The sequence below is a fragment of the Vibrio sp. D173a genome (assembly GCF_030248475.1).
The window spans coordinates 1-846 of record NZ_JAHGAH010001171.1; the positions used below are offsets into that span (position 1 = coordinate 1).

An 846-nucleotide genomic window follows, 5' to 3' on the forward strand; every position below is an offset into this window, starting at 1 on the left:
TGTGCTCAGCGGTACCTTGATACCCGGTTCAACATGGGCACGAGTAGCTGCAGGCTTACCGCTTGCTTCTGTCTCAAAGCGAGATACATGACTGATAACATCCATTTCTACCATGTCCCATAAAATAGGAGCGTAGTAGTTGAACTTGACTTGCGGCATCAGTTGGTAGGGTTGGTTTTCCCCCTCCGTCAACACTTGAAAGTCGCGTACGGCTATTGATGCGTCCCAATTGAGTGCACGATAAGCCACAGATCCAGACTGCATCAATTGGCCGTCTTCACGGTTACCAATGCTGGAATCAACATCTGTAAAGTAGTCGACATCGCTGACTTTGGAGTAATCGATATCGAATTTCCATGCCTGCTTATAGATGCCTTCAAACTCGAACACCCCAACGGCTACCTTTATCTTTAAATTTACTGTCTTTGTCGAGGTATTCAAAGGTTACGGTGCTTTCACCGAACTCGCTGAGATGGCGAAACTCATTGTTAAGTTGGGTGCCACGCTCCGACATGTACTTAATGGTACTTTGGAGGTCGTAATTAGGTGCTATATTCCAATAAAATGGAACCTCAGTTTCGAAACCATCGCTTGAGCCGTAAGAAAATGTTGGGTAAAGGAAACCGGTTTTACGACTCTCACCTACTGGAACCGTCAGGTATGGTAGGTAAAAAATTGGAACATCGAGCACTTCGAAGCGAGGATTGATGAAGGTCGCGCTCTCTTCATCTTGGTCTAGTTCAATATTGGATGCTTTAAGACGCCACGATTTATCCCCCGGAGGACAAGAAGTAATGGTGCCGTCTTCAAGCTCATAAACTGCTTTGCCTGTTCGTGCAATGTATC

The 846-nt window shown here is 45.9% G+C and carries 1 pseudogene; it reads right to left on the reverse strand.

Annotated elements, in window-relative coordinates:
• Window positions 1-846 (reverse strand): annotated as a pseudogene (lptD, locus tag KIV40_RS32110) (LPS assembly protein LptD); the annotation flags it as partial.